The organism is Marinobacter sp. ST-43 (genome assembly GCF_030541085.1).
Taxonomy (GTDB): domain Bacteria; phylum Pseudomonadota; class Gammaproteobacteria; order Pseudomonadales; family Oleiphilaceae; genus Marinobacter; species Marinobacter nauticus.
In genome coordinates this window covers 76,227-101,672 of the sequence record NZ_JASSVO010000009.1, presented here as the reverse complement: position 1 = coordinate 101,672, position 25,446 = coordinate 76,227, and the positions used below count along the sequence as shown (strand labels likewise).

Genomic DNA, 25,446 nt, shown 5'->3' with positions numbered 1-25,446 from the left:
TTAACTGATGAAAGATTTGCTGAATCTTCTCAAGAGCCAGAATCAGAGCAAGGAATTCGACGCCATCCGCATTGGTCTGGCGTCGCCTGACATGATTCGTTCCTGGTCTTTTGGCGAAGTAAAAAAGCCTGAGACCATTAACTACCGTACCTTCAAGCCGGAGCGTGACGGTCTTTTCTGTGCCAAGATCTTCGGCCCGATCAAGGACTACGAGTGTCTGTGCGGAAAATACAAGCGCCTCAAGCACCGCGGTGTCATTTGCGAAAAGTGTGGTGTCGAGGTTGCCCTGGCGAGCGTTCGCCGTGAGCGCATGGGCCATATTGAGCTGGCCAGCCCGGTCGCCCATATCTGGTTCCTGAAGTCGCTGCCGTCCCGCATCGGTCTGATGCTGGACATGACCCTGCGTGATATCGAGCGGGTTCTTTACTTCGAGAGCTTTATTGTTATCGATCCGGGCATGACCACTCTGGAGAAGGGCCAACTGCTGAACGATGAGCAGTATTACGAAGCCCTGGAAGAGTTTGGTGACGAGTTCGACGCCCGCATGGGTGCGGAAGCCGTCAAGCAATTGCTGGAAGACATCGATCTGCAGGCCGAAGTTGACGCGCTGCGCGAAGAAATTCCGCAGACCAACTCCGAGACCAAGATCAAGAAATTCAGCAAGCGCCTGAAAATTCTGGAAGCGTTCCTGTATTCCGGTAACAAGCCGGGCGACATGGTCATGACCGTGCTGCCGGTTCTTCCGCCGGACCTGCGCCCGCTGGTTCCGCTGGATGGTGGCCGTTTTGCCACTTCCGACCTGAACGACCTGTACCGTCGGGTGATCAACCGGAACAACCGCCTCAAGCGCCTTTTGGAGCTGAATGCTCCGGACATCATCGTGCGTAACGAGAAGCGGATGCTGCAGGAAGCTGTGGATGCCCTGCTGGACAATGGCCGTCGTGGCCGTGCTATCACCGGCACCAACAAGCGCCCGCTGAAGTCCCTGGCTGACATGATCAAAGGTAAGCAGGGTCGTTTCCGTCAGAACCTGCTGGGTAAGCGTGTCGACTACTCCGGCCGTTCCGTCATCGTGGTTGGTCCGTACCTGCGCCTGCATCAGTGCGGTCTGCCCAAGAAGATGGCCCTGGAGCTGTTCAAGCCGTTTATTTTCTCCAAGCTTGAGCACCGCGGGCTGGCGACCACGATCAAGGCCGCCAAGAAGATGGTCGAGCGCGAGGAAGGCGTGGTCTGGGATATCCTGGACGAGGTCATCCGTGAGCACCCGATCCTGCTGAACCGTGCGCCGACCCTGCACCGTCTCGGTATCCAGGCGTTTGAACCGGTTCTCATCGAAGGTAAAGCGATTCAGCTGCACCCGCTGGTGTGTGCGGCCTACAACGCCGACTTCGACGGTGACCAGATGGCGGTACACGTACCGCTGACTCTGGAAGCCCAGCTCGAAGCCCGCGCGTTGATGATGTCCACCAACAACGTGTTGTCGCCCGCCAACGGCGAACCCATCATCGTACCGTCTCAGGACGTGGTACTGGGGCTGTACTACATGACCCGTGAGCGCCACGCCGCTCTGGGTGAAGGTATGGTCTTTGCTGACGTCAAGGAAGCCCATCGCGCCTACGGTGCCGGTCAGGTTGACCTGCAGGCGAAGGTGAAGGTCCGGGTCAAGGAAGTTGCGGTTGACGAAGACGGTAATCGTACCGAGAGCTTCCGCATTGTCGATACCACCGTTGGTCGCGCTCTGCTTTACGATATCGTGCCGGACGGCCTGCCGTTCGAGATCGTCAACAAGCCGATGGTGAAGAAGGCGATTTCCAACCTGATCAACACCTGTTACCGGGATGCTGGTCTGAAAGACACGGTCATCTTCGCTGACCAGTTGATGTACATGGGTTACCACTACGCAACCCGTTCCGGTATCTCGATCGGCTTTAACGATTTCGAGATTCCGCCGGAGAAGTACGAGCTGGTGGATGCGGCTTCCGACGAAGTAAAAGACATCGAAAACCAGTACGCATCCGGTCTTCTGACCCAGGGTGAGAAATACAACAAGGTGATCGACATCTGGTCCCGTGCCAACGACAAAGTGTCCAAGGCAATGATGGAGCGTCTGTCCAAAGAGCAGGTTATTGGCCCTGATGGCCAGCCAGTGAAGGGCGAAGACGGTGAAGACCTGATGCAGGAGTCCTTCAACTCCGTCTACATGATGGCCGATTCCGGTGCGCGGGGTTCCGCCGCCCAGATCCGTCAGCTGTCCGGTATGCGTGGTCTGATGGCCAAGCCGGATGGTTCCATCATCGAAACGCCGATTACGGCTAACTTCCGTGAAGGTCTGAACGTACTCCAGTACTTCATCTCGACTCACGGTGCTCGTAAAGGTCTGGCAGATACTGCACTGAAGACCGCGAACTCCGGTTACCTGACCCGCCGTCTGGTTGACGTGTCTCAGGATCTGGTGGTGACCGAGGAAGACTGTGGTACCGATGAAGGCCTGCTGATGACGCCGCACATCGAAGGCGGCGACGTGGTTGTGCCGCTGGGCGACCGGGTTCTGGGTCGTGTGACGGCTCGTGATGTGTTCACGCCGACTGACAAGGACAACGCTGTTGTTCCTGCGGGCACGCTGCTCGACGAAAAGACTGTCGAAATGGTTGAGCGCGCGGGTGTAGACGAAATCTGGGTACGCTCTGCGATTACCTGTGAGACCCGTCACGGCATCTGTTCCAAGTGTTACGGCCGTGATCTGGCCCGTGGCCACCAGGTGAACGTGGGCGAAGCGGTAGGTGTTATCGCAGCCCAGTCCATCGGTGAGCCGGGTACCCAGCTGACCATGCGTACCTTCCACATTGGTGGTGCCGCGAGCCGGGCGTCTGCGGTTGATAATATCCAGGTGAAGCATGGTGGTACGGTACGCCTGCACAACCTGAAGTCGATCGAGAAAACCGACGGTTCGCTGGTGGTGGTGTCCCGTTCCTCCGCGCTGGCCATTGCCGATGAGCAGGGTCGTGAGCGCGAGTGGTACAAGCTGCCGTACGGTGCCGTGCTGTCTGTGAAGAACGGTGATCAGGTAGAAGCCGGTGTTGTGGTTGCCAAGTGGGATCCGCACACGCACCCGATCATCGCGGAAGCGAAGGGCACCGCCAAGTTCGTCAACATGGAAGAGGGCATTACTGTCCGTACCCAGGCTGACGAGCTGACCGGTCTGTCCACGATGGAAGTGATTGACCCGAAAGAGCGTCCGGCTGCGGGTAAGGACATTCGTCCGGCCATTCAGCTGGTCGACGACTCGGGAGAGGAAGTGGAGCTGCCCGGGGGCGGTACCGCGATCTTCTTCCTGCCGGCTAACGCTCTGGTAACCATGGCGAATGGCGCCAAGATCGAGCTGGGTGATGTGGTCGCCCGTATTCCGCAGGAAAGCTCGAAGACCCGGGACATCACCGGTGGTCTGCCTCGGGTTGCCGACCTGTTCGAGGCCCGTCGTCCGAAAGAGTCCGCGATCCTCGCGGAGATCAGTGGCGTGGTTTCCTTCGGTAAAGAGACCAAAGGCAAGAAGCGCCTGGTGATCACGCCGAAGGATGACGATGCCTATGAGGTTCTGATTCCGAAGCATCGCCAGCTCAACGTGTTCGAAGGTGAAACCGTTGAAAAGGGTGAGGTGATCTCGGATGGTCCGTCGAACCCGCACGACATCCTGCGTCTGCTGGGTGTGGTCGAGCTGGCCAAGTACATCACCAACGAAATCCAGGACGTTTACCGTCTGCAGGGCGTTGTCATCAACGATAAACATATCGAGGTTATCGTTCGCCAGATGCTGCGCAAGGTCGAAATCACCGATCCGGGTGATACCACGCTGCTGTCGGGCGACCAGGTAGAAATTACCCAGGTGATGGAAGAGAACGAGAAGGCGAATGCGGCAGACAAAAAGCCTGCACGCTTCGAGCGTCTGCTGCTTGGTATCACCAAGGCATCGCTGGCGACCGAGTCCTTCATCTCTGCGGCCTCGTTCCAGGAAACCACCCGGGTTCTGACCGAGGGTGCGGTGACTGGCAAACGGGACTACCTGCGCGGCCTGAAGGAAAACGTGGTGGTAGGACGTCTGATACCGGCGGGTACGGGTCTTGCCTATCACAACGAGCGCCGTCGCAAGCGTGACCTGGAAGAGCAGGGCGTGACTGCGGCCGATGTCGAAGAAGCTCTGAGCGCCGAACTTAACCGCGAAAGCTGAGTTCACGCGCGCCACCCTCGGGGTAGATACCTACCTTCAGGGTGGTTAAAAAGAGATCAGTCATCTTGACTGACTCGGGGCGCAAGCTTAAACTTGCGTCCCTTAAATTTTACCCCCTGCATTGGGGGTAAGTTTCATTGGTATGGTTTTTTTTGGAGTTTGCTTACATGGCAACGATTAATCAGTTGGTGCGTAAGCCTCGTAAGCGCAAGGTAGCCAAGAGCGACGTTCCCGCGCTCCAGGCTTGCCCTCAGCGCCGTGGTGTGTGCACTCGTGTATACACCACTACGCCGAAGAAGCCGAACTCAGCACTGCGTAAAGTGTGCCGTGTTCGTCTGACTAACGGCTACGAGGTTTCCTCATACATTGGTGGTGAAGGTCACAACCTTCAGGAGCACAGTGTTGTGCTGATCCGTGGCGGTCGAGTAAAAGACCTTCCGGGTGTGCGCTATCACACTGTTCGCGGTACTTTGGACACCCAGGGTGTACAGAACCGTAAGCAGGGCCGCTCCAAGTACGGTGCAAAACGACCCAAGTCCTGATGTCCCGAGCGGGTGTCTTTTATCGTTGCTTGTCAGAACGGTAAGAGTAAGGCTGAGTAGCAGATGGCTATCTCAGGGGTTCCTGAAGACCTTTTAGATATATAAGGGCTTATCGATGCCTAGAAGAAGAGTTGCAGCTAAGCGGGAAATCATTCCCGATCCGAAATTCGGCAGTGCACGTCTTGCCAAGTTCATCAACCACGTGATGGAAAGCGGTAAGAAGTCTGTTGCAGAGCGCATTGTTTATGGCGCGCTCGATATTGTTGCCGAGAAATCCAAGGAAGAGCCGATCGAAATGTTCGAAAAGGCCCTGGAGAACATCCAGCCGATGGTGGAAGTAAAATCCCGTCGCGTGGGTGGTGCTACTTACCAGGTGCCTGTAGAAGTACGGCCTTCCCGTCAGAACGCGCTGGCTATGCGCTGGCTCGTCGAATACTCACGGAAGCGTGGTGAGAAGTCCATGGCGCAACGTCTGGCCGGCGAAATTCTTGACGCGGCAGACAGCAAAGGTGCCGCGGTGAAGAAGCGCGAAGACGTGCATCGTATGGCAGAAGCCAACAAAGCATTCTCTCACTTCCGTTTCTAACAAGCCGAGGTTTATATCGTGGCACGCAAGACTCCTATCAAACGTTACAGAAACATTGGTATCTGTGCGCACGTGGATGCGGGCAAGACCACTACAACCGAGCGTATTCTTTACTACACCGGTCGTAGTCACAAAATGGGTGAAACCCATGACGGCGCTTCCACTACAGACTGGATGGAGCAGGAGCAGGAGCGTGGTATCACCATCACGTCTGCCGCTGTTACAACCTTCTGGCAGGGTATGGACAAGCAATACCCCGAGCACCGCATCAACATTATCGACACACCGGGGCACGTTGACTTCACTATCGAAGTAGAGCGTTCTCTGCGGGTTCTCGATGGTGCCGTGGTTGTGTTCTGTGGTTCCTCTGGTGTTGAGCCGCAGTCTGAGACTGTATGGCGTCAGGCCAACAAGTATGAAGTTCCGCGCATGGTGTTCGTCAACAAGATGGACCGTGCCGGCGCTAACTTTATGCGCGTTGTTGAGCAGATCCGTAACCGTCTGGGCGCGACCACTGTGCCCATCCAGCTGCCGATTGGCGCGGAAGACGATTTCGAAGGCATCGTTGACCTGCTGCGCATGAAGGCCATCTACTGGAACGAAGCTGACCAGGGCATGACCTACGAGCTTCGCGACATTCCGGAATCCATGAAGGCGGAAGCCGAGAAGGCTCGCGAGCAGATGATTGAAGCTGCTGCCGAAGCCAACGAAGAGTATATGGATAAGTATCTGGAAGGCGAAGAGCTGACCTACGAAGAGATCAAGAAGGGTCTGCGCGATCGTACCATCGCCAACGAAATCGTTCTGGCGACCTGTGGTTCCGCGTTCAAGAACAAGGGTGTGCAGGCGGTACTTGATGCCGTTATCGAATTCCTGCCGGCTCCGGATGAGGTTAAAGCCATCCGCGGTGAGGTTGACGACGAAGGTACAGAAGAGACTCGTCCGGTTGACGACGATGCGCCGTTCGCTGCTCTGGCGTTCAAGATCGCCACCGACCCGTTCGTGGGCACGCTGACCTTCTTCCGGGTTTACTCCGGTAAGCTGGAATCCGGTAATGCTGTGTTCAACTCGGTTAAAGGCAAGAAAGAGCGTGTGGGCCGTATGGTTCAGATGCACGCCAACGACCGTGAAGAGATCAAGGAAGTTCTGGCGGGCGACATCGCCGCTGCCATTGGCCTGAAGAACGTGACCACCGGTGACACCCTGTGTGACGAGAACAACAAGATTGTTCTGGAGCGCATGGAGTTCCCTGAGCCGGTTATCTCCGTAGCTGTTGAGCCGAAGTCCAAAGCTGACCAGGAGAAGATGGGTGTGGCGCTGGGCAAACTGGCTCAGGAGGATCCTTCGTTCCGTGTTCGCACCGACGAAGAGTCCGGTCAGACCATCATCTCTGGTATGGGTGAGCTTCACCTGGACATCATCGTTGACCGTATGCGTCGCGAGTTCAAGGTTGAGGCCAACATCGGTAAGCCTCAGGTGGCTTATCGTGAGTGCATCCGTAAGCCGGTTGACGTTGAAGGTAAATTCGTTCGTCAGTCTGGTGGTCGCGGCCAGTACGGTCACGTAAAAGTGAAGTTGGAGCCGCTGCCTCTGGATGATGAAGATGGCGAAAACTTTATCTTTGTGAACGAGATCGTTGGTGGTGTGGTTCCCAAGGAATACATTCCGGCGGTTCAGCAGGGTATCGAGGAGCAGATGCAGAACGGCTGTCTGGCCGGCTATCCGCTGCTGGGTATCAAGGCGACGCTGTACGATGGTTCCTACCACGACGTCGACTCCAACGAAATGGCGTTCAAGATCGCTGGTTCCATGGCGATGAAGAAAGGCGCCCTCGAAGCAAATCCTGCCCTTCTTGAGCCGATCATGAAGGTAGAGGTTGTTACCCCTGAAGACTACATGGGTGACGTTGTTGGCGACCTGAACCGTCGTCGCGGCCTCGTGCAGGGTATGGATGAGAGCCCTGCGGGCAAGGTCATCCGTGCAGAAGTTCCGTTGTCGGAGATGTTCGGTTACGCCACCGACCTGCGTTCTGCAACACAGGGCCGGGCGTCTTATGCGATGGAGTTCTCCCGCTATGCGGAAGCTCCTTCGAACATTGCCGAAGCGATCATTAAAAAGGGTTGATCCCAGGACTTAAGAAACAGGAAGAGGTGTAACCGTGTCCAAAGCAAAGTTTGAGCGTAACAAGCCGCACGTAAACGTGGGCACCATCGGTCACGTTGACCATGGTAAGACCACTCTGACAGCCGCCCTGACTCGTGTGTGTCACGAAGTTTGGGGTACTGGCGAGAGCCGTGCTTTCGATCAGATCGATAACGCACCGGAAGAGCGTGCGCGTGGTATTACCATCGCGACCTCTCACGTAGAGTACGATTCTCCGACCCGTCACTACGCCCACGTAGACTGCCCGGGCCACGCTGACTATGTGAAGAACATGATCACTGGTGCGGCACAGATGGACGGCGCGATCCTGGTTTGCTCCGCAGCTGACGGCCCCATGCCGCAGACTCGTGAGCACATCCTGCTGTCCCGTCAGGTTGGCGTTCCTTTCATTGTCGTGTTCCTGAACAAGGCCGACATGGTAGACGACGAGGAGCTGCTGGAGCTGGTTGAGATGGAAGTTCGTGACCTGCTGAGCCAGTACGACTTCCCGGGTGACGACACTCCGATCATCACCGGTTCTGCCCTGATGGCGCTGGAAGGCAAAGACGACAACGAAATGGGTACTACCGCTGTGAAGAAGCTGGTAGAAGCCCTGGACGACTACATCCCTGAGCCGGAGCGTGCGATCGATCAGCCGTTCCTGATGCCGATCGAGGACGTATTCTCCATCTCCGGTCGTGGTACCGTAGTAACTGGTCGTGTTGAGCGTGGCATCATCAAGGTTGGTGACGAAGTGGAAATCGTGGGTATCCGCGACACCACCAAGACCACCTGTACCGGTGTTGAGATGTTCCGCAAGCTGCTGGACGAAGGTCGTGCCGGCGAGAACGTTGGTGTTCTGCTGCGTGGTACCAAGCGTGACGACGTTGAGCGTGGTCAGGTTCTGTGTGTACCGGGCTCCATCAAGCCGCACACCAAGTTCGAGTGTGAAGTGTACGTACTGTCCAAAGAAGAAGGTGGTCGTCATACTCCGTTCTTCAAGGGCTACCGTCCGCAGTTCTACTTCCGGACCACTGACGTGACCGGTTCTTGCGAACTGCCGGAAGGCGTAGAAATGGTAATGCCGGGTGACAACGTGAAAATGACCGTCACCCTGATCGCTCCGATCGCCATGGAAGATGGCCTGCGCTTCGCGATTCGCGAAGGTGGTCGTACCGTTGGTGCCGGCGTGGTCGCCAAGATCATCGAGTAATTTATTCGATTGATCAGGAAAAAGGGGCTGAGCGTTCAGCCCCTTTTTCTGTTTAGGTCGCAAATGTCGCTCAACCCTGTCAATGGCAATGCTGTTGACAGGGTTGGGTATTATGCATACAATGCGGCTCCTTTTTTTGAAGGTCGGCTAACTAGTAGCTGCTACGAGTGGAGTTTGGTGCATCATGCAAAGCCAAAAAATTCGAATCCGGTTGAAGGCGTTTGATTATCGCCTGATCGACCAGTCCACGCAGGAGATTGTCGATACCGCCAAGCGGACCGGCGCTCAGGTGCGTGGTCCCATTCCTCTGCCGACGCGGAAGGAAAAGTACACGGTATTGATCTCTCCGCACGTCAACAAAGACGCGCGTGATCAGTATGAAATTCGTACGCATAAGCGTTTGCTCGACATTGTTGAGCCGACGGAAAAGACAGTAGATGCTCTGATGAAACTGGACCTGGCAGCAGGTGTAGACGTTCAGATCAGCCTCGGCTAATACCGCCCGGTATTAGTCTGTGTAACTGTCATAGGCCATAGAGGGTGCAAGCCCCGTACACTTAAGAGGTGAAACATGGCAATTGGTGTTGTCGGTCGTAAGGCCGGTATGACCCGTATTTTTACGGATGAAGGGCAGGCGCTGCCTGTCACGGTAATTGAGGTTGAGCCCAACCGCATTACCCAACTCAAGACCCTCGAAAGCGACGGCTACCGTGCAGTGCAGGTAACCGTAGGTTCTCGTCGTTCCTCCCGTGTAAACAAGGCGGCTGCCGGGCACTTTGCAAAAGCAGGTGTTGAAGCTGGTCGTGGCGTTTGGGAATTCCGTCTGGCTGATGGCGAAGGTGAAGACCTGGCCGCCGGTGGCGAGCTGACCGTTTCCGTGTTTGAAGACGGTCAGGTGGTTGACGCAGTAGGTCAGTCCAAGGGTAAGGGTTTCCAGGGCGGTGTTAAGCGCTGGAACTTCTCCATGCAGGACGCTACTCACGGTAACTCCCTGTCTCATCGTGCTCCGGGTTCCATTGGTCAGAACCAGACTCCGGGTAAGGTGTTCAAGGGCAAGAAGATGGCCGGTCAGATGGGTAATGCGCAGGTTACTGTGCAGAACCTGAAAATCGTCCGTGTCGATGCCGAGCGCAACCTGCTGCTGGTAAGTGGTGCCGTACCTGGCGCAACTGGCGGCGACGTTGTCATCAAGCCTGCAGTTAAAGCCTGAGGAGCGGTGCGATGGAATTGACAATTACTGGTAGCGGCAAGGGGATTTCTGTTTCCGACGCTGCGTTTGCCAAAGATTTTAACGAAGCTCTGGTGCATCAGGTGGTTACTGCTTACATGGCAGCTGGCCGTCAGGGTACCAAGGCCCAGAAGACACGTTCCGAAGTCAGTGGTGGTGGCAAGAAGCCATGGCGTCAGAAGGGTACTGGTCGTGCCCGTGCTGGTACCATTCGTAGCCCGATCTGGCGTTCAGGCGGCGTAACCTTTGCTGCCAAGCCCCGTGACTTCGAGCAAAAGGTTAACCGCAAGATGTACCGTGCGGCGATGCGTTCCATTTTCTCCGAGCTGGTACGCCAGGAGCGTCTGGTTGTGGTTGACGACATGAATGTCGATACACCCAAGACCAAGGCCTTCACTGCCAAGCTGAGCGATCTGGGTGTGTCCAACGCCCTGATCCTGTCTGAGAATGTTGAGCAGAATCTGCACCTGGCTTCCCGCAACGTTCCTCATGTGGACGTTCGCGATGTGGCAGGTCTGGATCCGGTCAGCCTGGTTGCCTTCGAGAAAGTCGTGGTGACTGTTCCCGCTCTGAAGAAGATCGAGGAGATGCTGGGATGAATCAGGAACGTATTTACAAGGTCCTGTTAGGGCCGCACGTATCAGAAAAAGCGTCTCTGGCGGCAGAGCGTGGTCAGGTGGTGTTTCGTGTAGCGCCTGATGCGACCAAGCCCGAGATCAAGAAAGCCGTTGAGCAACTGTTCAACGTCACCGTCGAAGGTGTTCAGGTTCTGAACCGTAAGGGTAAGCTCAAGCGCACTATCCGCGGGTTCGGCAAGCGTAATGACATTCGTAAGGCTTACGTCAAGCTGGCAGAAGGTCAGGACATCGATTTTCTGGATGTGGAATAAGGTAAAGGGGTCGTAATATGCCGATCGTCAAAACCAAGCCAACATCTGCCGGACGCCGTCACGTTGTAAAACTTTACAACCCGGATCTGCACAAAGGACGTCCTTACGAGCCGTTGGTAGAAACAAAGAGTAAGTCTGGTGGCCGTAACAATGTTGGCCGCATTACTACTCGTCACATTGGTGGTGGTCATAAGCAGCACTACCGTGTTATCGACTTCAAGCGGACCAAAGATGGTATCCCGGCGGTCATTGAGCGCCTGGAATACGATCCTAACCGCTCTGCGCACATTGCACTGGTCAAATATGCCGATGGCGAGCGTCGTTACATTATCGCTCCCAAAGGTATGAAGGCTGGTGATCCTGTGCGCTCCGGCGTCGACGCGCCGATCAAGGTGGGCTCCACGCTGCCGCTCCGGAACATTCCGGTCGGTTCCGTAATCCACTGCGTCGAACTCAAGCCTGGCAAAGGTGCACAGCTGGCTCGCTCTGCGGGCGCATCCGTACAGCTGGTTGCTCGGGAAGGGGCGTATGCCACCATCCGCCTGCGTTCAGGTGAAATGCGTAAGGTGCTTGTAGATTGCCGTGCCACTCTGGGCGAAGTGTCCAACAGTGAGCATAGCCTCAAGCAGCTTGGTAAAGCGGGTGCATCACGTTGGCGCGGCAAACGGCCAACAGTACGTGGTGTTGCTATGAACCCAGTTGACCACCCGCATGGTGGTGGTGAAGGGCGTACCTCTGGCGGACGTCACCCGGTTACTCCGTGGGGTGTTCCGACCAAAGGGCATAAGACTCGTAAGAACAAGCGTACTGACAAGATGATAGTACGTCGTCGTTCGGCCAAGTAAACGACTACATAGAGGTAATTGCTGTGCCACGTTCTTTGAAGAAAGGTCCTTTTATAGACCTGCATCTGTTGAAGAAGGTCGAGGCAGCTCTGGAAGCAAATGACAAGCGGCCCATTAAAACCTGGTCCCGCCGGTCAACAGTCTTCCCGGAGATGGTAGGCCTGACCATTGCAGTCCACAACGGCAAGCAGCACGTGCCGGTTTATGTCACCGAAGATATGGTTGGACATAAGCTGGGTGAGTTCGCGGCAACGCGTACTTATCGTGGTCATGCGGCCGACAAGAAAGCTAAACGCTGATTCTGAGGTAATAGAAATGGAAGTAGCAGCCAAGTACAAGGGCGCTCGCCTCTCAGCTCAGAAAGCACGTCTTGTCGCTGACCAAGTACGCGGCAAGGCTGTTGAGGACGCCCTGAACATTCTGACTTTCAGCCCTAAGAAGGCAGCGGTTGTGATCAAGAAAGCTCTTGAATCCGCCATTGCCAACGCTGAGCACAACGAAGGTCTGGACGTAGATGATCTGCGGGTTTCCACCGTGATGGTGGATGAGGGCCCAACGCTCAAGCGAATCAAAGCTCGAGCCAAGGGGCGCGCTGACCGTATTTTCAAGCGCACCTGTCATATCACCGTCAAGGTCGCCGACAAGTAGGAGATGCTCAGATGGGTCATAAAGTAAATCCAACCGGCATTCGCCTGGGTGTGATCAAAGAGCACAACTCAGTGTGGTACGCCGACAAAAAGGACTACGCGAAGAATCTTCTGAATGATATTCAGGTTCGCGAATTCCTGGACAAGCGTCTGGTTAAGGCGTCTGTCAGCAAGATCGTGATCGAGCGCCCTGCTCAGAACGCCCGGATCACGATCCATACCGCCCGCCCCGGTATTGTTATCGGTAAGAAGGGTGAAGATGTTGACCGTCTGCGTCGCGAAGTCAGCGACATGATGGGTGTGCCTGTGCACATCAACATCGAAGAAGTCCGCAAGCCGGACCTGGATGCCCGCCTGGTAGCGCAAAACGTTGCCGGCCAGCTGGAGCGTCGTGTGATGTTCCGTCGCGCTATGAAGCGTGCGGTTCAAAACGCCATGCGTCAGGGAGCCAAGGGTATCAAGATTCAGGTTGGCGGTCGTCTTGGGGGTGCTGAAATCGCACGTTCCGAGTGGTATCGCGAAGGTCGTGTACCTCTGCACACACTGCGTGCAGATATTGATTATGCAACCTATGAAGCGCACACCACTTACGGCGTTATCGGCGTAAAGGTATGGATCTTCAAAGGTGAGATTCTTGGTGGTATGGAGCAGGTCCGTGCTGACAAGAAAGCCTCTGGGAAGAAAGGTTCTAAGTAAAGGGGCACTCTTATGCTGCAACCAAAACGCACCAAATTCCGCAAGGTAATGAAAGGCCGTAACACCGGTCTTGCTCAGCGCGCAAACAAGGTGAGCTTCGGTGAATACGGATTGAAGGCGACCAGCCGTGGGCGTATAACTGCGCGCCAGATTGAGGCAGCGCGTCGTACCATGACTCGCCGCATCAAGCGGGGCGGTAAGATCTGGATCCGCGTATTCCCGGATAAGCCGATCACCGGTAAGCCGCTGGAAGTACGTATGGGTAAAGGTAAAGGTTCTGTCGAGTATTGGGTGGCTGAGATTCAGCCAGGCCGCATGTTGTACGAGATGGAAGGTGTCGCGGAAGAAATCGCACGCGAAGCTTTCACTCTGGCTGCCGCCAAACTGCCGGTACAGACCACCTTTGTTAAGAGGACGGTGATGTGATGAAAGCAACAGAGCTGCGTGAAAAGTCAGTCGAGGAGCTGAACAAAGAGCTGATCGACCTCCTGAAGGAGCAGTTCAACCTGCGCATGCGCAAGGCGACAGGTCAGCTGAATCAGTCTCACCTTCTCGGCAAGGTGAAGCGCGATATCGCTCGCGTGAAAACAGTATTGAACGAAAAGGCAGGACAGTGACATGACCGAAGCTACCCAAACTGCCAGAACTCTGAGCGGCAAGGTCGTGAGCAACAAGATGGACAAGTCCATCGTGGTCCTGGTTGAGCGTCAGGTTAAACACCCGCTGTACGGTAAGTACATGAAGCGTTCAACCAAGATTCATGCACACGATGAAAGCAATCAGTGCAACATTGGTGACACCGTAACCATCCAGGAAACCCGTCCGGTCTCCAAGACCAAGAGCTGGGCCCTGGTGGAAGTTACCGAACGCGCTGCCAAGGTGTAATTCGCCCGGAGAACAACCATGATTCAGACTCAAACAATGCTTGAAGTCGCGGATAACAGTGGTGCACGTCAGGTTATGTGCATCAAGGTCCTGGGCGGATCTCACCGGCGTTATGCAACCGTTGGGGATATCATCAAGGTAACCGTCAAGGAAGCCATCCCCCGCGGCAAGGTGAAAAAAGGCCAGGTCCTGAAGGCTGTTGTAGTACGTACCCGTAAGGGTGTGCGTCGTCCGGACGGTTCTCTGATCCGTTTTGACGGTAACGCGGCGGTACTTCTGAACAATCAGGACGCTCCCATTGGTACCCGTATCTTCGGACCGGTTACCCGTGAACTGCGTAACGAGAAGTTCATGAAGATTATCTCACTGGCACCCGAAGTACTTTAAAGGACCAGAGGCCGGTTATGAAAAAGATCAAACGAGATGACGAAGTAATCGTCACCACGGGGAAAGATAAAGACAAACGTGGTAAAGTCCTGAAAGTTCTGGACGACGGTCGCGTGCTTGTTTCTGGCATCAATATGATGAAGAAGCACACAAAGCCGAACCCGATGCTTGGCACCCCGGGCGGTATCGTCGAAAAAGAAGCGCCTATCCAGGCTTCCAACGTGGCTATTTTTAATCCGCAGACCGGCAAAGCCGATCGTGTTGGCTTCCAGATCAAGGAAGACGGCACCAAAGTGCGGATCTTCAAGTCCACGAACGAAGCTGTCGATAACCAGTAAGCGGTGGTGGTTACGATGCTTAACATGAAAGAGCAGTACACTAAGGAAGTGGTACCCGCCCTGCAGAAAGAGTTCGGTTACAAGAACGTGATGCAGGTGCCGCGTATCGAGAAAATCACCCTGAACATGGGTGTTGGCGAAGCGGTTGGTGACAAGAAACTGATTGAAAATGCCGTGGCAGATCTTGAGCGCCTGGCAGGTCAAAAAGTGGTTGTTACCAAAGCGCGTAAATCCGTCGCGGGCTTCAAAATCCGTGAAGGTTGGCCGATTGGCTGTAAAGTGACCCTGCGCGGTGAGCGCATGTGGGATTTCTTTGATCGTCTGGTGCACATTGCGGTTCCCCGCATTCGTGACTTCCGCGGTCTGAACCCGAAATCCTTCGACGGTCGCGGTAACTACAGCATGGGTGTGCGTGAGCAGATCATCTTCCCGGAGATCGAGTACGACAAAGTCGACAAGATCCGCGGGTTGGATATCACCATCACCACCACTGCCGGTACCGACGACGAAGGTCGCGAACTGTTGAAAGCCTTTGGCTTTCCGTTCAAGAAATAAGGAACGAGTGACATGGCGAAGGTTTCAATGAAAAACCGTGAGCAAAAGCGCGAAAAACTGGTAGCAAAGTATGCTGCCAAGCGCGCCGAGCTCAAGGCGATTATCAAAAACCCGAATACCAGCGATGATGACCGTTGGGATGCACAGATGAAGCTCCAGCAGCTTCCGCGTGATTCATCTCCTTCGCGTCTTCGGAATCGTTGCCAGGTGACTGGTCGTCCCCACGGCGTTCTGCGCAAGTTCGAGCTGTCACGGATCAAACTCCGTGAATACGGCATGCGCGGTGACGTTCCGGGCCTGACCAAGGCAAGCTGGTAAGATAGGCCGCCTGACTTCGGTCAGGTGCCTGTTGGTAAGCGGTGCGGCAAGCCGCTGCACAACTAAAAAGATCAGGAGCCTCATACCAATGAGTATGCAAGACACGCTTGCGGATATGTTTACCCGTATCCGTAATGCCCAGATGGCGTCCAAAGCTGACGTAACGATGCCATCTTCAAAAATGAAGGTCTCAGTAGCCCAGGTCCTCAAGGACGAAGGCTACGTAGCAGATTTTTCTGTTTCAGCTGACGCGAAGCCCGAACTGACCATCACTCTGAAATACTTCGGTGGCAAGCCGGTTATTGAAGAGATTCAGCGGGTCAGCCGTCCGAGTCTGCGCCAGTACAAAGGCGCCGGGGAACTGCCGAAAGTAGCCGGTGGTCTGGGAGTCGCGATTGTCTCAACGTCCAGGGGCGTTATGACAGACCGCGCCGCACGAGCTGCAGGCGTGGGTGGCGAAGTCATCTGCACCGTATTCTAGGAGATACACATGTCCAGGGTTGCCAATAATCCTGTCGTGCTGCCTTCCGGTGTTGAGGTTAAGCTGAACGGACAGGAAATCAATGTGAAGGGTTCCAAAGGAGCGCTTCAGTTCACCATTCACCAGGCGGTTGAAGTAAAGCAGGAAGAAAATGTCCTGCGTTTTGCGGCCCGCGATGGTGCAAAACAGTCCCGCGCTCTTGCTGGTACTACTCGTGCGCTGGTTAACAATATGGTTACCGGCGTATCCACAGGCTGGGAGCGTAAGCTGCAGCTGACGGGCGTAGGTTACCGTGCGCAGGCGCAAGGTAAGAAGCTCAACCTGACACTGGGTTTTTCCCACCCGGTCGAGTATGAGCTGCCCGAGGGTGTTACCGCTGAAACTCCGTCCAATACGGAAGTTGTGATTCGCGGTATCGACAAGCAACAGGTTGGCCAGGTCGCTGCGGAAATCCGCGCGTTCCGTCCGCCCGAGCCGTATAAGGGCAAGGGTGTGCGTTATGCGGATGAGCAGGTCAGACGCAAAGAAGCCAAGAAGAAATAAGGCGGGACTATGAGCGCAAATAACGAAAGACTGCGTCGCGCGCGCAAAGTGCGCATGAAGATCCGTGAGCTGGGTACTGACCGTTTGTGCGTGCACCGTACACCGCGTCATATGTACGCCCAGGTTACGACTGCAGATGGCAGCAAAGTGCTTGCCACTGCCTCCACGTTGGATAAGGAGCTGCGCCAGGGTGCAACCGGTAACGTGGACGCTGCCAAGAAGGTCGGTCAGCTGATTGCTGAGCGCGCCAAGGCAGCAGGCATTGAGAAGGTCGCTTTTGACCGCTCAGGTTACCGTTATCACGGTCGTGTTCAGGCTCTTGCCGACGCTGCCCGTGAAGCTGGCTTGCAATTCTAAGAGGTGGAGAAGATGAGCGTTAACGAACAGAAGGCGCCTGAGCTCCAGGAGAAGCTGGTTCAGGTCAATCGCGTCGCCAAGGTAGTTAAAGGCGGCCGCATCTTTGCCTTCACTGCACTGACTGTAGTGGGTGATGGTAAAGGTCGCGTTGGTTTCGGTCGTGGCAAGGCCCGGGAAGTTCCGGTTGCCATCCAGAAGGCCATGGAAGCTGCACGCAAAAACATGGTAGACGTAGCGTTGGACGGCACTACCCTGCAGTACCCGGTTCGGGCGCAGCACGGTGGTTCCAAGGTCTACATGCAGCCTGCTTCTGAGGGTACCGGTATCATTGCCGGCGGTGCGATGCGCGCCGTACTCGAGGTGGCCGGTGTGCAGAACGTACTGTCCAAGTGTTACGGGTCCACCAACCCGGTGAACGTAGTACGTTCCACCATCAAGGGTCTGCAGGCCATGAAGGCGCCTGAAGACGTTGCAGCCAAGCGCGGTAAATCCGTGGAAGATATTCTGGGTTGAAGTCATGGCGAACGCAAAAACGATCAAAGTAACTCTGACCCGCAGCCCGATCGGCTGTCAGCCCAAGCACAAGCTGTGCGTCAAGGGCCTGGGTCTTCGTAAAATCGGTCACACCGTGGAAGTGGAAGATACTCCTTCCATTCGCGGCATGATCAACCGGGTAAATTACCTGGTTCGGGTTGAGGAGAACTAAGATGCGTCTGAACGAACTTGCTCCGGAACCCGGTTCACGTCCGTCCGCCAAGCGTGTCGGCCGTGGTATCGGTAGCGGTCTCGGCAAAACCGGCGGTCGTGGTCATAAAGGTCTGAAATCCCGTTCCGGTGGCTCCGTTGCCCCTGGTTTCGAGGGTGGTCAGCAGCCTTTGGCCCGTCGTCTGCCTAAGTTCGGTTTCACCTCGCGTCAGCAGCGTTACGTGGCGGAAATCCGCCTGAACGAGCTGGCCAAGGTTGAAGGCGACGTGGTGGATCTGGCGGCCCTGAAAAAGGCTGACATCATTCGCGAAGAAATTCGCGAGGCCAAGGTTATCCTGTCCGGCGAGCTGGACCGTGCGGTAACCGTGAAAGGCCTTCGAGTCACCAAGGGCGCACGCGAAGCGATTACCGCCGCGGGTGGTAAAGTCGAAGACTAAGACGAGTCGAGGACTAAATGGCCAAGACAGCATCATTGCCTGCGGGCGCCGGAAAAGGATTTGCAGAGCTGCGCTCGCGGCTCTGGTTCGTGTTTCTGGCGCTGCTGGTGTACCGGATCGGTGCCCACATTCCGGTTCCCGGTATCAACCCGGATCGGCTGGCGGCACTGTTTGATCAGAACCAGGGAACCATCCTGAGTCTGTTCAACATGTTCTCCGGTGGTGCGCTTGAGCGCATGAGTATCTTCGCACTCGGTATCATGCCGTACATTTCGGCTTCTATTATCATGCAGCTCATGACTGCGGTTAGTCCGCAGCTTGAGCAGCTTAAGAAAGAAGGCGAGGCTGGTCGTCGCAAGATCAGCCAGTATACGCGGTATGGTACGGTTATCCTGGCCCTGGTTCAGGGCTTTGGTATTTCTGTGGGTCTGGCATCACAGGGCGTTACCTTTAATGACAGCTTCAGCTTCCACTTTGTGGCGGTTGTGTCTTTTGTCTGCGGTGCGGTCTTCATGATGTGGCTTGGTGAGCAGATCACCGAAAGAGGTATCGGTAACGGTATTTCGCTGCTGATCTTCGCGGGTATTGTTGCCGGTCTTCCTGGCGCCATTGGCCAGACTCTGGAGCAGGCTCGTAACGGTGAAATGAGCTTGCTGGTTGTTCTCGGAATTGGTGTTCTGGCGATTGCTGTTGTCGGTTTCGTGGTCTTCATGGAGCGTGGCCAGCGGCGTTTGACCATCAACTATGCCAAACGGCAGCAGGGGCGTCGGGTGTTTGCCCAGCAGTCCAGCCACCTGCCGCTTAAGGTGAATATGGCCGGCGTCATTCCGCCGATCTTTGCCTCTTCGATTCTGCTGTTCCCGGCTTCTCTGGGGCAGTGGTTCGGTCAGGGCGAAGGTATGGAGTGGCTGAGCGATATCTCCCAGGCATTGGCACCGAGCCAGCCGTTGTATATTATCCTGTTCGCAGCAGCAGTTATCTTCTTCTGCTACTTCTATACAGCGCTGATGTACAACCCCAAGGAAGTTGCGGATAACCTCAAGCGTTCCGGCGCGTTTATCCCCGGTATTCGCCCCGGCGAACAGACGGCCAAGTACATCGATGGTGTGCTGACCCGTTTGACTCTGTTCGGTGCTATGTATATTGCAGCAGTGTCCCTGTTCCCTCAGTTCCTGATGGTGGCCGGGAATGTGCCTTTCTATCTTGGAGGTACCTCTCTGCTGATTGTTGTAGTCGTGGTGATGGATTTCATGGCTCAGGTTCAGTCGCACCTGATGTCTCACCAGTATGAATCGCTGATGAAGAAATCCAATCTCAAGGGCTATGGACGGAACGGCTGAACAAGTCGTTCCCCTTGAAAACTGGAGTCGACAATGAAAGTACGCGCTTCGGTAAAGAAAATTTGCCGTAACTGCAAAGTAATTCGACGCAATGGCTCAGTTCGAGTCATCTGCTCGGAGCCTCGTCACAAGCAGCGCCAGGGCTGATCCGTTACGGATAAGCACTGACATTGTAAAAGGGGTTCGGAATAGTGGCGCTTGACTCACAGGTGGGTCAGGCGCTATTATTTCGCGCCCTTTTTGTGGCGGAAAATTCACACAGCAAAGCTTTGAACGCGGAGTAATTTGGATGGCACGTATAGCCGGTGTCAATATACCCGATAACAAACATGCTGTTATCTCGCTGACCTACATCTTCGGTGTTGGCAAGACAACAGCCCAGAAGCTTTGCGATGCAACCGGCGTTAAGCCGGACGCCAAGGTCAAAGACCTGAGCGACGAGCAGCTTGAAGCACTTCGTACTGAAGTGGGCAAGTTTACCGTCGAAGGCGATCTGCGTCGTGAAGTACAGATGAACATCAAGCGTTTGAAGGATCTCGGTTGCTTCCGTGGTCTGCGTCATCGTCATGGCCTTCCGGTCCGTGGCCAGCGCACCAAGACCAACGCCCGCACCCGTAAAGGTCCTCGCAAACCTATTCGTAAGTAACAGGTAGGCAAACATGGCAAAGCCAGGTACACGTACCCGTAAAAAGGTGAAAAAGACGGTTGTTGATGGCGTCGCGCACATTCACGCGTCCTTCAACAACACCATCGTGACCATTTCGGACCGTCAGGGCAACGTCCTGTCCTGGGCCACTTCTGGTGGTTCCGGTTTCCGCGGCTCACGTAAGAGTACACCTTTTGCTGCGCAGGTAGCAGCTGAAAGAGCCGGTAATGCGGCTGCTGAATACGGCCTTAAAAACCTGGACGTAGAGGTTAAGGGTCCTGGGCCCGGACGTGAATCTGCAGTTCGCGCGCTGAATGCGTGTGGCTACAAGATCACCAACATCACTGATGTGACGCCGATTCCCCACAACGGCTGTCGTCCGCCCAAGAAGCGCCGCGTCTAACACAGGAGACAGTGAAATATGGCTCGTTATATAGGCCCGAAGTGCAAGCTGTCTCGTCGTGAAGGGACAGATCTTTTTCTGAAGAGCGGCGTTCGCGCGCTCGATTCCAAGTGCAACATCGAGACTCCGCCGGGTATGCACGGCGCGCGTCGCGGTCGTCTGTCCGAGTACGGCGTTCAGCTTCGTGAAAAACAGAAAGTTCGTCGTATCTACGGCGTTCTCGAAAAGCAGTTCCGCAACTATTACAAAGAGGCTGCCCGAGGCAAAGGTGCAACTGGTGAAAACCTGCTGCAACTGCTGGAAGGCCGGCTCGATAACGTTGTATATCGCATGGGTTTTGGTTCTACCCGTGCAGAAGCCCGTCAGCTCGTCTCTCACAAGGCGATCCTGGTCAATGATAAGCCGGTTAACATCCCGTCCTATCAGGTCAAGCCGGGCGACGTTGTGAGCGTGCGCGAGAAGGCCAAGAATCAGCTGCGTGTTAAAGGCGCGCTGGATCTGGCTTCAAGCCGTGCACCGGTAAGCTGGGTAGAGGTTGACGCCAACAAGATGTCCGGCGTTTACAAGTCAGTACCTGAGCGTACTGAACTGCCGGCCGACATCAACGAGAACCTCATCGTCGAGCTTTACTCCAAGTAAAGCCCAGTTAGCAACGATAGCAGATAGGGGCGTCTATGCAGCGTTCAGTACATGAGTTATTGACACCTCGTACCATTGACGTGAAAGAATCCAGCGCCACGCGCGCCAAGGTGACCCTGGAGCCGCTCGAGCGCGGTTTCGGGCACACCCTGGGCAGCGCGCTGCGTCGTATTCTTCTGTCTTCGATGCCGGGCTGCGCCGTGACTGAAGCACAGATCGACGGTGTCCTGCACGAGTACAGTGCCATTGAAGGTGTCCAGGAAGACGTCATCGAGATTCTGCTGAATCTCAAGGGCGTTGCCGTAAAGATGAACGGTCGTGACGATGCTGAGCTTACCCTCAGCAAGAAAGGTCCGGGCGTGGTGACTGCCGGCGATATCAAGCTGGACCACGATGTGGAAATCGCGAACCCGGAGCACGTGATCTGTCACTTGAGCGAAAACGGCGAAGTGAACATGCGCTTGCGCGTGGCACGTGGCCGTGGCTACGAGCCGGCTGATCAGCGTGGTCTGGACGAAGACGAAACTCGTGCCATCGGACGCTTGCAGCTGGATGCAACGTTCAGCCCGGTTCGTCGTGTGGCTTATGCCGTCGAGAGCGCTCGGGTTGAGCAGCGTACAGACCTGGACAAGCTGGTTATTGATCTGGAGACCAACGGTACCATCGATCCGGAAGAAGCGATTCGCCGGGCCGCTACCATTCTCCAGCAGCAGCTGGCTGTGTTCGTCGATTTCGATCATGAGAAAGAGCCAGAGCGTGTAGAGGAAGAGGAAGAAATTGATCCGATTCTGCTGCGCCCGGTCGATGATCTGGAGTTGACTGTACGTTCAGCTAACTGCTTGAAGGCTGAAAACATTTACTATATCGGCGATCTGATCCAGCGCACTGAAGTTGAGCTGCTGAAGACGCCTAATCTTGGCAAAAAGTCGCTGACCGAGATCAAGGACGTTCTAGCGTCCCGTGGTCTGTCTCTGGGTATGCGTCTTGATAACTGGCCGCCGGCAAGCCTTCGTGGTGATGACCGGGTTCTGGGCGGTTGATCGCCGATTAGTTTAAGGTAAGGAATCAGAGCAATGCGTCATCGTAAGAGTGGTCGTAAGTTCAACAGGACCAGTGCGCATCGCAAGGCCATGTTCCGTAACATGACTGCGTCACTGGTTGAGCACGAGCTGATCAAAACGACGCTCCCGAAAGCCAAAGAGCTGCGTCGGGTAGCTGAGCCGTTGATCACGCTCGCAAAGAATGATTCGGTAGCAAATCGTCGTCTGGCGTTCTCTCGCCTGCGTAACGATGCTGCGGTAGCCAAGCTGTTTGATGAGCTGGGTCCCCGTTACAGCGAGCGTCCGGGTGGTTACCTTCGTATTCTGAAGTGCGGTTTCCGTGCTGGCGATAATGCCCCTATGGCATTCGTTGAGCTGGTCGGCCGTCCTCTGGACATCGAAGCTGAAGAGATGGACGACGACGAAGAGTAAGTTCTTCTGAGTCCATAAAAAACCGGGTTCCGCGAGGTTCCCGGTTTTTTTGTGCCCGCCGTTCCGGCGGGCTATTTGGTGAGCATCGGTTTGAGGTAGCGTCCGGTGTGCGACGCCGGATTGGCGGCCACTTCCTCGGGCGTTCCTTCAGCAATAATCTGTCCGCCACCGGACCCACCTTCCGGGCCGAGGTCGACAATCCAGTCTGCGGTCTTGATGACGTCCAGGTTGTGCTCAATGACAACGATGGTATTGCCGTGATCGCGCAAGCGCTCTAGCACGTTCAAAAGTTGCTGGATATCGTAGAAGTGCAGGCCGGTGGTGGGCTCGTCCAGAATGTACAGGGTTTTGCCTGTGTCCCGTTTGGACAGCTCCTTAGCCAGTTTGACCCGCTGTGCTTCGCCCCCCGAGAGGGTCACTGCGCTCTGGCCCAAACGAATGTAAGACAGGCCCACGTCGATCAGCGTTTGCAGTTTTCTGGCGATGAAGGGGACGGCGTCAAAAAACTCGCGGCCCTCCTCAACGGTCATTTCCAGCACCTCGTGGATGTTTTTGCCTTTATACCGAACCTCAAGGGTTTCCCGGTTGTAGCGTTTGCCCTTACAGATGTCGCAGGGCACATAGACGTCTGGCAGGAAGTGCATTTCGACTTTGATGACACCATCGCCCTGGCAAGCCTCGCACCGGCCGCCCTTCACGTTGAAGGAGAAGCGGCCAGGTTTGTAGCCGCGTGAGCGTGCCTCCTGAGTGCCGGCGAAGAGTTCCCTGATGGGGGTAAACAGGCCGGTGTAAGTGGCGGGGTTAGACCTAGGTGTCCGTCCGATAGGGCTCTGGTCAATGTCGATCACCTTGTCGAGCTGATCAAGTCCTTTCAGGCTTTTGTAGGGCGCATGATTGAGGCTGGTCGCTTTGTTCAGTTTGGCGGCCGCGACCGGGTAGAGGGTGCTGTTAATCAGAGTTGATTTGCCTGAGCCCGATACCCCGGTAACGCAGGTCATCACGCCTAGCGGCAGCGTGAGCGTTACGTCCCGGAGATTGTTGCCAGAGGCGCCGGTCAGTACCAGCTTCTTGCCATTACCCTTGTTTCGCGCTTGCGGTACCGAGATCTCTTTTTCGCCACTGAGATACTGGCCAGTCATTGACGCCGGGTTGGCGATGATTTCCTCCGGGGTGCCCCGCGCGACAATCTCTCCGCCGTGGACGCCTGCGCCCGGGCCAATGTCGATCACATAGTCGGCCGCCCGGATGGCATCTTCGTCGTGTTCCACCACGATCACCGTGTTGCCCAGATCCCTTAGGTGGGTGAGGGTGGCGAGCAGTCGGTCGTTGTCCCGCTGGTGCAGGCCGATGGACGGCTCGTCCAGAATGTACATCACGCCCACCAGGCCTGCGCCTATCTGGCTGGCCAAGCGGATGCGCTGCGCCTCGCCGCCTGAAAGGGTGTCTGCGCTGCGTTCGAGAGTTAAATACTCGAGGCCCACGTTGACCAGAAACTGCAGCCGCTCCCGCACTTCTTTCAGGATTTTCTCGGCGATCTCACCTTTGCGTCCGGGCAGCGCGAGAGTGCTGAAGTAGCGATGGGCATCGCCCACGGGCAGGTGGGTAATTTCCGGAAGGTTTCGCTCTTCGATAAAGACGTGACGGGCACTGCGACGCAGGCGCGAACCGCCGCAATCTTTACAGGGCTGTGTACTCAGGTTGCGAGCCAGTTCCTCACGCATGCTCTGGGATTCCGTCTCGCGGTAACGGCGTTCCAGGTTGGGCAGTATGCCCTCGAACGGGTGGGCCTTTTCCATAATGTGGCCGCGGGAGTTAACATAGCGGAAGGGGATGTCCTCATCTCCGGAGCCATACAGGAGCACCTGCTGGAAGCTTTCAGGCAGCTCTTCCCAAGGCGTTTCCAGGTCAATGCCGTAGTGTTCGGCAACACTGGTCAGCATCTGGAAGTAGTAGACGGCGCGGCGGTCCCAGCCCTTGATGGCGCCTGATGCCAGGGTCGCTTCCGGGCTCTGGATTACCTTTTCGGCATCAAAGAACTGGCGCACTCCAAGGCCGTCGCAGGTGGGGCAGGCGCCGGCCGGGTTGTTGAATGAAAACAGGCGAGGTTCCAGTTCGCTCAGGGAATAACCGCACTGGGTGCAGGCATAGCGTGCCGAGAAGGTGTGCTCCTCACCTTCACCACTCATGGGCGCCACCAGGGCAATGCCATCGGCCAGCTCCAGGGCGGTTTCAAAGCTTTCGGCCAGTCGTTGTTCCAGCCCTTCCTTGACCTTGAATCGGTCGACCACAACGTCAATCTGGTGCTTGCGTTTCTTGTCCAGGGCAGGGACGTCGTCGATGTCGTACACCGTTCCGTCCACTCGCAGGCGGATGAAGCCCTGGCTGCGCATGGTGTCGATCACCTGCAGGTGTTCACCTTTGCGATCCCGGATCACCGGCGCCAGGATCATCAGTTTGCTGCCTTCCGGCATGGCGAGAACCTGGTCAACCATCTGGCTGACGGTCTGGGCTTCCAGCGGCTGGCCGTGGTCCGGGCAGCGTGGTTCTCCAGCACGGGCGAACAACAGTCTCAGGTAGTCGTAGATCTCAGTAATGGTTCCCACGGTGGAGCGGGGGTTGTGGGAGGTGGATTTCTGCTCGATGGAGATGGCCGGCGACAGGCCTTCAATATGATCCACATCGGGCTTTTCCATCATCGAGAGGAACTGCCGGGCGTAGGTGGATAGTGACTCGACATACCGGCGCTGGCCTTCGGCGTAGAGTGTATCGAACGCCAGTGAGGATTTGCCGGAGCCGGACAGACCGGTAATGACGATCAGTTTGTCCCTTGGCATATCCAGGTCGATGTTTTTCAGGTTGTGGGTGCGTGCGCCCTTGATCTGGATATGGTCCATAACACCTCGCTTGGTAAAAACTGCCAGTATATCGGT

34 protein-coding genes are annotated in these 25,446 nt (G+C 55.8%); 33 read left to right on the top strand and 1 reads right to left on the bottom strand.

The features are described 5' to 3' along the window. Positions 1 to 7: 7 nt before the first annotated feature. The 33 genes from rpoC (at position 8) to rplQ (ending at position 22,516) form a co-directional block, all read left to right on the top strand. Positions 8 to 4,222 (top strand): DNA-directed RNA polymerase subunit beta', encoded by a 4,215-nt coding sequence (gene rpoC, locus QPL98_RS12680; protein WP_303293367.1) that lies wholly within the window; start codon positions 8 to 10, stop codon positions 4,220 to 4,222. A 167-nt stretch (positions 4,223 to 4,389) separates the two neighbouring features. After that, the gene (gene rpsL, locus QPL98_RS12675) at positions 4,390 to 4,764 is read left to right on the top strand and encodes a 30S ribosomal protein S12 (protein ID WP_008174844.1); all 375 of its coding nucleotides are present in this window, start codon (positions 4,390 to 4,392) and stop codon (positions 4,762 to 4,764) included. A 115-nt stretch (positions 4,765 to 4,879) separates the two neighbouring features. Continuing rightward, positions 4,880 to 5,350 carry a 30S ribosomal protein S7 gene (gene rpsG, locus QPL98_RS12670; RefSeq protein WP_011784243.1) on the top strand — a complete coding sequence of 157 codons (471 nt, stop codon included), beginning with the start codon at positions 4,880 to 4,882 and terminating at the stop codon, positions 5,348 to 5,350. Between the two features lie 18 nt (positions 5,351 to 5,368). Then, a complete protein-coding gene (gene fusA / locus QPL98_RS12665) occupies positions 5,369 to 7,474 on the top strand; it encodes an elongation factor G (RefSeq protein ID WP_023011585.1) in 2,106 nt (701 codons plus the stop codon). 34 nt (positions 7,475 to 7,508) lie between these two features. Continuing rightward, positions 7,509 to 8,705 (top strand): elongation factor Tu, encoded by a 1,197-nt coding sequence (tuf, locus tag QPL98_RS12660; RefSeq protein ID WP_011784245.1) that lies wholly within the window; start codon positions 7,509 to 7,511, stop codon positions 8,703 to 8,705. Positions 8,706 to 8,889: 184 nt separating this feature from the next. Further along, on the top strand, positions 8,890 to 9,201 hold the full coding sequence (rpsJ, locus tag QPL98_RS12655) for a 30S ribosomal protein S10 (RefSeq protein WP_004580743.1): 312 nt from the start codon (positions 8,890 to 8,892) through the stop codon (positions 9,199 to 9,201). Between the two features lie 75 nt (positions 9,202 to 9,276). Then, positions 9,277 to 9,915, top strand: coding sequence for a 50S ribosomal protein L3 (rplC, locus tag QPL98_RS12650; RefSeq protein WP_011784246.1), 639 nt, complete (start codon positions 9,277 to 9,279; stop codon positions 9,913 to 9,915). 11 nt (positions 9,916 to 9,926) lie between these two features. Then, complete coding sequence (gene rplD / locus QPL98_RS12645) at positions 9,927 to 10,532, top strand: 50S ribosomal protein L4 (RefSeq protein WP_011784247.1); 606 nt, start codon at positions 9,927 to 9,929, stop codon at positions 10,530 to 10,532. Then, positions 10,529 to 10,822, top strand: a complete 294-nt coding sequence (rplW, locus tag QPL98_RS12640) for a 50S ribosomal protein L23 (RefSeq protein ID WP_008174862.1) — start codon at positions 10,529 to 10,531, stop codon at positions 10,820 to 10,822. Before rplD ends, rplW begins: the two co-directional genes overlap by 4 nt. Positions 10,823 to 10,839: 17 nt before the next feature. Further along, a complete protein-coding gene (gene rplB, locus QPL98_RS12635; protein WP_011784248.1) occupies positions 10,840 to 11,667 on the top strand; it encodes a 50S ribosomal protein L2 in 828 nt (275 codons plus the stop codon). Between the two features lie 23 nt (positions 11,668 to 11,690). Continuing rightward, a complete protein-coding gene (rpsS, locus tag QPL98_RS12630) occupies positions 11,691 to 11,966 on the top strand; it encodes a 30S ribosomal protein S19 (protein ID WP_007154011.1) in 276 nt (91 codons plus the stop codon). A 16-nt stretch (positions 11,967 to 11,982) separates the two neighbouring features. Then, positions 11,983 to 12,315, top strand: a complete 333-nt coding sequence (gene rplV / locus QPL98_RS12625; protein ID WP_008940674.1) for a 50S ribosomal protein L22 — start codon at positions 11,983 to 11,985, stop codon at positions 12,313 to 12,315. Positions 12,316 to 12,326: 11 nt separating this feature from the next. After that, positions 12,327 to 13,010 (top strand): 30S ribosomal protein S3, encoded by a 684-nt coding sequence (gene rpsC, locus QPL98_RS12620; RefSeq protein WP_011784249.1) that lies wholly within the window; start codon positions 12,327 to 12,329, stop codon positions 13,008 to 13,010. A gap of 12 nt (positions 13,011 to 13,022) precedes the next feature. Continuing rightward, positions 13,023 to 13,436, top strand: coding sequence for a 50S ribosomal protein L16 (rplP, locus tag QPL98_RS12615; protein WP_011784250.1), 414 nt, complete (start codon positions 13,023 to 13,025; stop codon positions 13,434 to 13,436). After that, entirely contained in the window at positions 13,436 to 13,627 is a 192-nt protein-coding gene (gene rpmC, locus QPL98_RS12610; RefSeq protein ID WP_008174877.1) for a 50S ribosomal protein L29, read from the top strand. The genes rplP and rpmC overlap by 1 nt, the downstream gene beginning before the upstream one ends. A gap of 1 nt (position 13,628) precedes the next feature. Beyond that, the gene (gene rpsQ / locus QPL98_RS12605) at positions 13,629 to 13,895 is read left to right on the top strand and encodes a 30S ribosomal protein S17 (RefSeq protein ID WP_011784251.1); all 267 of its coding nucleotides are present in this window, start codon (positions 13,629 to 13,631) and stop codon (positions 13,893 to 13,895) included. 18 nt (positions 13,896 to 13,913) lie between these two features. Next, the gene (rplN, locus tag QPL98_RS12600; RefSeq protein WP_011784252.1) at positions 13,914 to 14,282 is read left to right on the top strand and encodes a 50S ribosomal protein L14; all 369 of its coding nucleotides are present in this window, start codon (positions 13,914 to 13,916) and stop codon (positions 14,280 to 14,282) included. 17 nt (positions 14,283 to 14,299) lie between these two features. Continuing rightward, positions 14,300 to 14,620, top strand: a complete 321-nt coding sequence (gene rplX, locus QPL98_RS12595; RefSeq protein WP_011784253.1) for a 50S ribosomal protein L24 — start codon at positions 14,300 to 14,302, stop codon at positions 14,618 to 14,620. 15 nt (positions 14,621 to 14,635) lie between these two features. Next, positions 14,636 to 15,175: a 50S ribosomal protein L5 gene (rplE, locus tag QPL98_RS12590; RefSeq protein ID WP_011784254.1), complete on the top strand. Its 540-nt coding sequence runs from the start codon at positions 14,636 to 14,638 to the stop codon at positions 15,173 to 15,175. Positions 15,176 to 15,187: 12 nt separating this feature from the next. Then, on the top strand, positions 15,188 to 15,493 hold the full coding sequence (gene rpsN, locus QPL98_RS12585) for a 30S ribosomal protein S14 (RefSeq protein ID WP_011784255.1): 306 nt from the start codon (positions 15,188 to 15,190) through the stop codon (positions 15,491 to 15,493). An 88-nt stretch (positions 15,494 to 15,581) separates the two neighbouring features. Next, positions 15,582 to 15,974, top strand: coding sequence for a 30S ribosomal protein S8 (gene rpsH, locus QPL98_RS12580; protein ID WP_011784256.1), 393 nt, complete (start codon positions 15,582 to 15,584; stop codon positions 15,972 to 15,974). A 9-nt stretch (positions 15,975 to 15,983) separates the two neighbouring features. Further along, positions 15,984 to 16,517 carry a 50S ribosomal protein L6 gene (gene rplF / locus QPL98_RS12575; RefSeq protein WP_011784257.1) on the top strand — a complete coding sequence of 178 codons (534 nt, stop codon included), beginning with the start codon at positions 15,984 to 15,986 and terminating at the stop codon, positions 16,515 to 16,517. A gap of 9 nt (positions 16,518 to 16,526) precedes the next feature. Then, on the top strand, positions 16,527 to 16,874 hold the full coding sequence (gene rplR, locus QPL98_RS12570) for a 50S ribosomal protein L18 (RefSeq protein ID WP_011784258.1): 348 nt from the start codon (positions 16,527 to 16,529) through the stop codon (positions 16,872 to 16,874). 12 nt (positions 16,875 to 16,886) lie between these two features. Further along, on the top strand, positions 16,887 to 17,387 hold the full coding sequence (gene rpsE / locus QPL98_RS12565; protein ID WP_023010932.1) for a 30S ribosomal protein S5: 501 nt from the start codon (positions 16,887 to 16,889) through the stop codon (positions 17,385 to 17,387). A 4-nt stretch (positions 17,388 to 17,391) separates the two neighbouring features. Beyond that, positions 17,392 to 17,580 carry a 50S ribosomal protein L30 gene (gene rpmD, locus QPL98_RS12560; RefSeq protein WP_008174894.1) on the top strand — a complete coding sequence of 63 codons (189 nt, stop codon included), beginning with the start codon at positions 17,392 to 17,394 and terminating at the stop codon, positions 17,578 to 17,580. A 1-nt stretch (position 17,581) separates the two neighbouring features. Continuing rightward, positions 17,582 to 18,016, top strand: a complete 435-nt coding sequence (gene rplO / locus QPL98_RS12555) for a 50S ribosomal protein L15 (RefSeq protein ID WP_011784260.1) — start codon at positions 17,582 to 17,584, stop codon at positions 18,014 to 18,016. A 17-nt stretch (positions 18,017 to 18,033) separates the two neighbouring features. Then, positions 18,034 to 19,356, top strand: coding sequence for a preprotein translocase subunit SecY (gene secY / locus QPL98_RS12550; protein WP_011784261.1), 1,323 nt, complete (start codon positions 18,034 to 18,036; stop codon positions 19,354 to 19,356). 33 nt (positions 19,357 to 19,389) lie between these two features. Next, complete coding sequence (rpmJ, locus tag QPL98_RS12545) at positions 19,390 to 19,503, top strand: 50S ribosomal protein L36 (protein ID WP_008174902.1); 114 nt, start codon at positions 19,390 to 19,392, stop codon at positions 19,501 to 19,503. Positions 19,504 to 19,645: 142 nt separating this feature from the next. After that, on the top strand, positions 19,646 to 20,002 hold the full coding sequence (gene rpsM, locus QPL98_RS12540; RefSeq protein ID WP_011784262.1) for a 30S ribosomal protein S13: 357 nt from the start codon (positions 19,646 to 19,648) through the stop codon (positions 20,000 to 20,002). A 13-nt stretch (positions 20,003 to 20,015) separates the two neighbouring features. Then, complete coding sequence (gene rpsK / locus QPL98_RS12535; protein WP_007153992.1) at positions 20,016 to 20,405, top strand: 30S ribosomal protein S11; 390 nt, start codon at positions 20,016 to 20,018, stop codon at positions 20,403 to 20,405. Between the two features lie 18 nt (positions 20,406 to 20,423). Next, positions 20,424 to 21,044: a 30S ribosomal protein S4 gene (gene rpsD / locus QPL98_RS12530; RefSeq protein WP_014420494.1), complete on the top strand. Its 621-nt coding sequence runs from the start codon at positions 20,424 to 20,426 to the stop codon at positions 21,042 to 21,044. 35 nt (positions 21,045 to 21,079) lie between these two features. Then, the gene (rpoA, locus tag QPL98_RS12525; protein ID WP_008174911.1) at positions 21,080 to 22,084 is read left to right on the top strand and encodes a DNA-directed RNA polymerase subunit alpha; all 1,005 of its coding nucleotides are present in this window, start codon (positions 21,080 to 21,082) and stop codon (positions 22,082 to 22,084) included. A 33-nt stretch (positions 22,085 to 22,117) separates the two neighbouring features. Further along, positions 22,118 to 22,516 carry a 50S ribosomal protein L17 gene (gene rplQ / locus QPL98_RS12520; RefSeq protein WP_022992024.1) on the top strand — a complete coding sequence of 133 codons (399 nt, stop codon included), beginning with the start codon at positions 22,118 to 22,120 and terminating at the stop codon, positions 22,514 to 22,516. Positions 22,517 to 22,587: 71 nt separating this feature from the next. On the opposite strand, the gene uvrA is transcribed toward rplQ, so the two are convergent. Beyond that, complete coding sequence (gene uvrA / locus QPL98_RS12515; RefSeq protein ID WP_303293365.1) at positions 22,588 to 25,410, bottom strand: excinuclease ABC subunit UvrA; 2,823 nt, start codon at positions 25,408 to 25,410, stop codon at positions 22,588 to 22,590. Between the last annotated feature and the right edge of the window lie 36 nt (positions 25,411 to 25,446).